7 protein-coding genes are annotated in these 8,075 nt (G+C 68.2%); 5 read left to right on the top strand and 2 right to left on the bottom strand.

Annotation, left to right across the window (positions count from 1 at the left end; genetic code table 11):
• Nucleotides 1-171: 171 nt before the first annotated feature.
• Both ACFYMC_RS19940 and ACFYMC_RS19935 read right to left on the bottom strand, forming a co-directional pair.
• Complete coding sequence (locus tag ACFYMC_RS19940; protein WP_388526832.1) at nucleotides 172-684, bottom strand: HAD domain-containing protein; 513 nt, start codon at nucleotides 682-684, stop codon at nucleotides 172-174.
• Nucleotides 681-1,001, bottom strand: a complete 321-nt coding sequence (locus ACFYMC_RS19935) for a hypothetical protein (protein WP_388526830.1) — start codon at nucleotides 999-1,001, stop codon at nucleotides 681-683. The genes ACFYMC_RS19940 and ACFYMC_RS19935 overlap by 4 nt, the downstream gene beginning before the upstream one ends.
• An 806-nt stretch (nucleotides 1,002-1,807) precedes the next feature.
• Between ACFYMC_RS19935 and dnaN the strand changes: the two genes are divergently transcribed.
• From dnaN to gyrB, 5 genes are all read left to right on the top strand, one after another.
• Nucleotides 1,808-2,938 (top strand): DNA polymerase III subunit beta, encoded by a 1,131-nt coding sequence (gene dnaN, locus ACFYMC_RS19930; protein ID WP_388526827.1) that lies wholly within the window; start codon nucleotides 1,808-1,810, stop codon nucleotides 2,936-2,938.
• A gap of 160 nt (nucleotides 2,939-3,098) precedes the next feature.
• A complete protein-coding gene (gene gnd / locus ACFYMC_RS19925) occupies nucleotides 3,099-3,977 on the top strand; it encodes a phosphogluconate dehydrogenase (NAD(+)-dependent, decarboxylating) (protein WP_388526825.1) in 879 nt (292 codons plus the stop codon).
• Between the two features lie 28 nt (nucleotides 3,978-4,005).
• A complete protein-coding gene (recF, locus tag ACFYMC_RS19920; RefSeq protein ID WP_388526822.1) occupies nucleotides 4,006-5,142 on the top strand; it encodes a DNA replication/repair protein RecF in 1,137 nt (378 codons plus the stop codon).
• Nucleotides 5,139-5,675 (top strand): DUF721 domain-containing protein, encoded by a 537-nt coding sequence (locus ACFYMC_RS19915; protein WP_388526819.1) that lies wholly within the window; start codon nucleotides 5,139-5,141, stop codon nucleotides 5,673-5,675. The genes recF and ACFYMC_RS19915 overlap by 4 nt, the downstream gene beginning before the upstream one ends.
• 323 nt (nucleotides 5,676-5,998) lie before the next feature.
• Complete coding sequence (gene gyrB, locus ACFYMC_RS19910) at nucleotides 5,999-8,068, top strand: DNA topoisomerase (ATP-hydrolyzing) subunit B (RefSeq protein ID WP_388526909.1); 2,070 nt, start codon at nucleotides 5,999-6,001, stop codon at nucleotides 8,066-8,068.
• Nucleotides 8,069-8,075 lie beyond the last annotated feature (7 nt).

Raw genomic sequence — 8,075 nt, 5'->3', positions numbered from 1 at the left:
ACCAAAAACACACCTCCCCCCCCCCCCCCCCCCACCCCCCCGGCGGCGCCCCCCCCCCCCGGGGGGGGGGGGGGCGCCCGGCGCCCCCCCCCCCCCGCTCCCCCTTGTAGGGGGCTCTGGGGCGGTGCGGTCGCGGGGGACGCAGGGCGAGCAGTTGTCTATTCCTGTGGATCATCGCGGGGAGATGCAAGTGGCCCGTAGCCATTGATCGAGGACCGCGAAGTCCTGGGTGGTCAGACCGCGGGACGACGTGATGCGGTGGAGAAGGGCCGGGGCGGGGTGTTGGGTGGACACCCAGTCTCGATCGGTGTCGGTGATCTCGTCGTCGACCCAGACGAACGGGTGTCCGTCCGCCCATGACACCAGAGTTCGGGTCTTCCAGTGGAGCCCGAACCACTTGTCCTCGCGTTCCCGCGCGTCGGAGTTCTCCGGCCAGGCCACGACCGGCAGGGGTGGCAGCCGGAGCCGCGGTGCGATGTCGGTGTTCGCTGCCTCCTCCCAGGTGGTGGCCCAGAGCAGTTGGCACGGCAGTGCCGCGAGGCGAGGCCCGACGCGCGGATCGAGCCGCGCCGGGTGCGAATCTGTCGCGGTGCCTGACGGCTCATGCTGCGGACCGTCGCCGAACGGCAGGAGAGGTCCGTCGACGTCCAGGAACAGCAGCGGGTGTTCGTTGCCATCGTTCATGCCGCGGCGTCCTGCTCACACTCGACCGGGACGCCGCGTTCGAAGCGGGCGCCGTTGAGGACGAGGGCCACGAGGTGGGGCGGGGCGATCGCGCGCCAGCAGGCCTGGGTGGACTCGGCGAGCCTGAACACCTTCTCCAAGGCCGCGGTCGGGCTGCCGGCGCCGCGGGTGACCTTGGTCCGCAACGTCACCGTGCTGATGGTCGACGCGATCGGGTTCGTCGTGGACCGGTGGACCCAGTGCCCGGCCGGGAAGTCGTAGAACGCCGGGAGTTTATCGACGCCGTCGGCACCGGTCGTCCCGATGCCCCGTCGCACGGCGCGACAGCGTATGCCGGCGGCCATCGGCCTTGGCCGCGGTGCGGGCTGCTCTCCCACCCCGCACCGCCTGTTCGAATAGCCGCAGGACATGGGCTAGTTCTCCACAGATCTGGGGGCTACTTGCCGTCCACACCCTGGGGACTGTCAAGTTGTCCAGAACGAGTCCACAGGGTCGATGCTTGATACTCCATCAGTGCAGCTCAGGAGCCTGTGTATTTGTTGGAAAAAGTTCTCCACAGCCTGTGGACACAGATCTGTCCACAGGGCGCCCCCGGAAGTTGTCCACCGGCTACCCACAGGACAGCGGTGCTTGTCCCCAAGATGGGCGGCCTTCTCCACATCCTTGTCCACTGTTCGGCAATGATTCGCCTCCTGTCACTGCACCGAGTGAAAGCGGTCACATCAAGGTGGACGGTTGGCCTGTGGGGAAGCTGGGTAAAGCTGGGGACACACCTGTGGAGTAACGGGCCCTTCCTGGGGACGGCCTGTGCAGAAGTTTTCTTTCTCCACAGAGGGCCCCGGTTGTCCACCGGCTCTGCCCACAGGGGCAGTGGATAAAAAATGCTGCCTGACCTGCGAAAAGGCAGTTATCCACGGTTTCCACAGGCCCTACTACTACTCCCACATAGAGATAGCTCGGAAGCTCCTTTGAAGTGGGTCCTGTGCACAACTCGCTCCGGAGTCGTTCGACACCCGTTCGCTCGACTTGACCCCGAGCCGCACCGACTGTCGGTGCCGTACGTCAGACTGGTCTCCGGCATTGAGCCGACGACGAAGGCCAGCAACAGCAGGAGGCGGTTCCGGTGAAGATCCGGGTGGAGCGCGATGTACTCGCGGAGGCGGTGGCGTGGGCGGCCCGTAGCCTCCCGGCCCGGCCGCCGGTGCCCGTGCTTGCGGGACTGCTGCTCAAGTCCGAGGAGGGCTCGCTGAGCCTGTCCGGCTTCGACTACGAGGTGTCCGCCCGGGTCTCCGTCGACGCGGACGTCGAGGAGGACGGCACCGTCCTCGTCTCCGGTCGCCTGCTGGCCGACATCTGCCGTGCCCTTCCGAACCGGCCCGTGGAGATCTCCACCGACGGTGTGCGCGCCACCGTGGTCTGTGGCTCCTCGCGCTTCACCCTTCACACCCTGCCGGTGGAGGAGTACCCGTCGCTGCCCCAGATGCCGACCGCCACCGGCACCGTGCCCGGTGAGGTCTTCGCCTCCGCCGCCGCCCAGGTGGCCATTGCCGCGGGCCGTGACGACACCCTCCCGGTGCTGACGGGCGTGCGCATCGAGATCGAGGGCGACCGGGTCACGCTGGCTTCCACCGACCGGTACCGCTTCGCGGTCCGTGAGTTCCTGTGGAAGCCGGAGAACCCGGAGGCCTCCGCGGTCGCGTTGGTCCCCGCCAAGACATTGCTCGACACCGCCAAGTCGCTGACCAGCGGTGACACCGTGACGCTGGCACTGTCCGGCTCCGGTGCGGGCGAGGGCCTGATCGGTTTCGAGGGCGCCGGCCGTCGGACCACCACCCGACTGCTGGAGGGCGACCTCCCGAAGTACCGCACGCTCTTCCCGACCGAGTTCAACTCCGTCGCCGTGATCGAGACCGCCCCCTTCGTCGAGGCCGTCAAGCGGGTGGCGCTGGTGGCCGAGCGGAACACTCCGGTGCGGTTGAGTTTCGAGCAGGGCGTGCTCATCCTGGAGGCTGGCTCCAGCGACGACGCACAGGCTGTGGAAAGGGTGGACGCCAAGCTGGAGGGCGACGACATCTCGATCGCCTTCAACCCGACCTTCCTGCTGGACGGGCTCAGCGCCATCGATTCCCCGGTCGCCCAGCTGTCCTTCACGACCTCGACGAAGCCGGCGCTGCTCAGCGGCCGTCCGGCCGTAGATGCCGAGGCCGATGAGGCCTACAAGTACCTGATCATGCCGGTGCGGCTGTCCGGCTGATCATCGGCCGGGTGATCCGGCTCCTTCGTCGTTCGCACCGTTCAGGCCCGGTTCCGCCAGGTGGCGGCCCGGGCCTGCGGCTGCCTGTGGGGCCGCTCCCGCCGCCCCGGCGTAGGCTCGGAGCCGGGTAACTATCGCTTCAATCCTTAAGGAACCACTGATGGAGCTCGGTCTCGTCGGCCTCGGCAAGATGGGCGGCAACATGCGTGAGCGCATCCGCCGCGCAGGCCACACCGTCATCGGATACGACCGCAATCCCGACGTCGCCGATGTCCACAGCCTGGGGGAGATGGTGCGCCAGCTCCAGGGTCCGCGGGTGGTGTGGGTCATGGTTCCCGCCGGCGCCGCGACCCAGTCGACCATCGACGAACTCGGCGAGCTGCTGTCGGTCGGTGACATCGTCGTGGACGGCGGCAACTCCCGCTGGACGGATGACGAGAAGCACGCGGCGGAGCTTGCAGCCAAGGGCATTGGCTTCGTGGACTGCGGTGTCTCCGGCGGGGTGTGGGGCCTGGAGAACGGCTACGCGCTGATGTACGGCGGCGAGAAGGACCACGTCTCCCGGGTCCAGCCGATCTTCGACGCCCTGAAGCCCGAGGGTGATTTCGGCGCCGTGCACGCGGGCAAGGTGGGTGCCGGACACTTCGCGAAGATGGTTCACAACGGCATCGAGTACGCCATGATGCAGGCCTACGCGGAGGGCTGGGAGCTCCTGGAGAAGGTGGACTCGGTCACTGACGTCCGCGAGGTGTTCCGGTCCTGGCAGGAGGGGACGGTCATCCGCTCCTGGCTGCTGGACCTCGCGGTGAACGCCCTCGACGAGGACGAGCACCTGGAGAAGCTGCGCGGGTTCGCGGCCGACTCGGGGGAGGGCCGCTGGACGGTGGAGGCGGCGATCGACAACGCGGTGCCGCTGCCCGCGATCACGGCCTCGCTCTTCGCCCGGTTCGCTTCGCGGCAGGACGATTCCCCGCAGATGAAGATGATCGCCGCGCTGCGCAACCAGTTCGGCGGCCACGCGGTTGAGACCAAGAAGTAGATCCTAGGAGCCGGGGAGGTCGGCACTCGTGCACGTTTCGCATCTGTCGCTGGCCGACTTCCGCTCGTACGCCCGGGCCGAGGTCCCCCTCGACCCGGGCGTGACCGCCTTCGTCGGGCCGAACGGTCAGGGCAAGACCAATCTGGTGGAGGCGGTCGGCTACCTTGCGGCGCTGGGGAGCCACCGGGTTTCCTCGGACGCCCCGCTGGTGCGCATCGGCGCCGAGCGTGCGGTGATCCGTGCGGCGGTGACCCAGGGGGAGCGCCAACAGCTGGTGGAGCTCGAACTGAACCCGGGCCGCGCCAACCGGGCCCGGATCAACCGTTCGTCGCAGGTCAGGCCGCGGGACGTGCTGGGGATCGTGCGGACGGTGCTCTTCGCCCCGGAAGACCTGGCGCTGGTCAAGGGTGACCCCGGTGAGCGGCGGCGCTTCCTCGACGAGTTGATCACGGCCCGCTCGCCGCGGATGGCTGCGGTCCGCTCGGACTACGACCGGGTGCTCAAGCAGCGCAACACCCTGCTGAAGTCGGCGGCGATGGCCCGAAGGCACGGCGGGCGGTCGATGGATCTGTCCACCCTGGACGTCTGGGACCAGCACCTGGCCCGTGCGGGAGCGGAACTGCTCGCCCAGCGCCTTGACCTCATCGCGACGCTGCAACCGCTGGCCGACAAGTCGTACGAGCAACTGGCTCCCGGAGGTGGCCCGTTGTCCCTGGGGTACCGCAGTTCGGCGGGAGAGCGGGTGGACTCGGGGGAGGTGAGCGCCCGCGAGGAGCTGTACGGGGTGCTGATCGAAGCGTTGGTCGAAGTGCGTCGGCAGGAGATCGAGCGGGGGGTGACGTTGGTCGGACCGCACCGCGACGAGCTGGTGCTGCGCCTGGGCGAGCTGCCGGCCAAGGGGTACGCCAGTCACGGCGAGTCCTGGTCGTACGCGCTGGCCCTGCGGTTGGCTTCGTACGATCTGCTGCGTTCGGAGGGCAATGAGCCGGTGCTGGTGCTCGACGACGTGTTCGCGGAGCTGGATGCGCGGCGCCGCGAGCGGCTGGCGGAGCTGGTGGCTCCGGGCGAGCAAGTGTTGGTGACGGCTGCGGTGGACGAGGACGTCCCGGGTGTGCTGGCGGGGGCGCGTTTCGGGGTGTCGGGTGGTGAGGTGACCCGGCTGTGAGCGGTGAGGCGGAGCGGGCGCAGGGACCGGAGGTCTCCGGTGTGGACCTGGCGCGGCAGGCCCTGGCCGCCGCGCGGGAACAGGCACGGGCTCGGGGAGCGGCGGCGCAGCAACGCAAGGCTTCGCGGCGCGGCGGGCTGCGGTCGGGAGCGCGGGCGGACGGTCGTGATCCGCTGCCGCTGGGCGCCGCCCTGGACCGGTTGAAGACGGAGCGTGGCTGGGAGATGCCGATGGCCGTCGGTGGGGTGATGGGGCGTTGGGCGGAGATCGTGGGGGCGGATCTGGCCAAGCACTGCGTGCCGGTCCGCTACGACGAGGCTCCCGAGGAGCGGGTGCTGACGGTCCAGTGTGATTCGACGGTGTGGGCGACGCAGCTGCGGCTGCTCGCCCCCCAGTTGGTGGCTCGGCTGAACGCCGACCTGGGGCAGGGCACGGTCCGGCTGATCAAGGTGTTGGGTCCGGGGTCCCCCAAGCCGTGGTACGGGCCGCTGCGGGCGCCGGGGAGCACCGGCCCGAGGGACACGTTCGGCTGATGGGGCGGGGGTGTCCCTCTGGGTAGTCGGGGGTTGACAGGCGGAAGCGCTGGACGCCCTCGTGAGCCTCTTGGAGGCCCTTCCTGAATATGGGGAGTCGGAAGGCAGAGGTTCAGGGCGGCACATGCGGACTCAGGCGCCAGCAAACCCCCATTCATGTCAGTGCTACCGGTAGACTGGTCTGTAATCCCGCCTGTCGGCGTGAGCGCACCGCGAGACTCCGGCAGACGCGGACAGACACGACACACATCGACAGACACCCATAGACACTGACAACGCAGATTGACGCAGCCAGCTCCTGCTTGCCCGGAGTCCGGTTTGCGCTGTGCCAGAAAGGGCGCTTCGTGGCCGATTCGGGCAACCCCAACGAGAACATTCCGTCCAGTGCTGGTGGCTCCGGCTCGTCCGCCGAGGTCACCGCTTCGTACGACGCGAGCGCGATCACCGTCCTCGAGGGCCTGGACGCGGTCCGCAAGCGCCCGGGCATGTACATCGGCTCGACTGGTGAGCGTGGTCTTCATCACCTGGTCTACGAGGTGGTCGACAACTCGGTCGACGAGGCGCTGGCCGGGCACGCGGACACCATCGACGTGACGATCCTCGCCGACGGAGGCGTCCGCGTGGTCGACAACGGCCGCGGCATCCCGGTGGACATCCACCCGGTGGAGAAGAAGCCCGCGGTCGAGGTGGTGCTGACCGTGCTGCACGCGGGCGGCAAGTTCGGCGGCGGCGGTTACGCCGTCTCCGGCGGTCTGCACGGTGTGGGCGTCTCCGTGGTCAACGCGCTGTCCTCCCGGGTCTCCGTGGACATCAAGCGGGACGGCCACCGGTGGACCCAGGACTACAAGCTGGGCGTGCCGACGGCTCCGCTGGCGCAGCACGAGGAGGTCTCCACCTCGGGCACCACGGTGACCTTCTGGGCGGACCCGGACGTGTTCGAGACCACCGAGTACTCCTTCGAGACGCTGTCGCGGCGCTTCCAGGAGATGGCCTTCCTCAACAAGGGCCTGACGCTGACGTTGACCGACGAGCGCGAGTCGGCCAAGGCCACGGTGGGCGCTGACGACCCGGACGCGGACGCGGCCGAGCCCACGGCGCGCACGGTGACGTACTACTACGAGGGCGGCATCGTCGACTTCGTGAAGTACCTCAACTCGCGCAAGGGCGAGTTGATCCACCCCACCGTGATCGACATCGAGGCCGAGGACCGGGAGCGGATGCTCTCGGTCGAGATCGCGATGCAGTGGAACTCCCAGTACACCGAGGGCGTGTACTCCTTCGCCAACACCATCCACACGCATGAGGGCGGTACGCACGAGGAGGGCTTCCGGGCGGCGCTGACCACCCTGGTCAACAAGTACGCGCGGGACCGCAAGTTGCTGCGGGAGAAGGACGACAACCTCACCGGTGACGACATCCGTGAGGGCCTGACGGCGATCATCTCGGTGAAGTTGGGCGAGCCGCAGTTCGAGGGGCAGACCAAGACCAAGCTGGGCAACACGGAGGCCAAGACCTTCGTGCAGAAGGTCGCCCACGAGCACCTGAACGACTGGTTCGACCGCAATCCGAACGAGGCCGCGGACATCGTCCGCAAGTCGATTCAGGCGGCCACGGCCCGGGTGGCGGCCCGCAAGGCCCGTGACCTGACCCGGCGCAAGGGGCTGCTGGAGAGCGCCTCGCTGCCGGGCAAGCTGAGTGACTGCCAGTCGAACGACCCGACGAAGTGCGAGATCTTCATCGTCGAGGGTGACTCCGCCGGTGGTTCGGCGAAGTCCGGCCGCAACCCCATGTACCAGGCCATCCTGCCGATCCGCGGCAAGATCCTGAACGTGGAGAAGGCGCGGATCGACAAGATCCTCCAGAACACCGAGGTGCAGGCGCTGATCTCGGCGTTCGGCACCGGTGTCCACGAGGACTTCGACATCGAGAAGCTCAGGTACCACAAGATCATCTTGATGGCGGACGCCGACGTCGACGGTCAGCACATCAACACGCTCCTGCTGACCTTCCTGTTCCGGTTCATGCGCCCGCTGGTCGAGGCCGGCCACGTGTACCTGTCCCGCCCGCCGCTCTACAAGATCAAGTGGGGTCGGGACGACTTCGAGTACGCCTACTCCGACCGTGAGCGTGACGCCCTGGTGGAGCTCGGCAAGCAGCAGGGCAAGCGGATCAAGGAGGACTCCATCCAGCGCTTCAAGGGTCTGGGCGAGATGAACGCCGAGGAACTGCGCGTCACGACCATGGACGTGGACCACCGGGTCCTCGGGCAGGTCACCCTCGACGACGCGGCGCAGGCCGACGACCTGTTCTCGGTGCTGATGGGCGAGGACGTCGAGGCCCGGCGCTCCTTCATCCAGCGCAACGCCAAGGACGTCCGTTTCCTCGACATCTGAGTCGGCC

It is taken from the genome of Streptomyces sp. NPDC006879, assembly GCF_042869595.1.
GTDB lineage: Bacteria > Actinomycetota > Actinomycetes > Streptomycetales > Streptomycetaceae > Streptomyces.
Note: the sequence above shows the minus strand (reverse complement) of the source record. Positions and strands in the feature narration are given on the sequence as shown.

Coding starts and splice junctions, on each gene's coding strand:
- gnd (WP_388526825.1), top strand. CDS start 3,099: ATGGAGCTCGGTCTCGTCGGCCTCGGCAAGATGGGCGGCAACATGCGT.
- ACFYMC_RS19940 (WP_388526832.1), bottom strand. CDS start 684: ATGAACGATGGCAACGAACACCCGCTGCTGTTCCTGGACGTCGACGGA.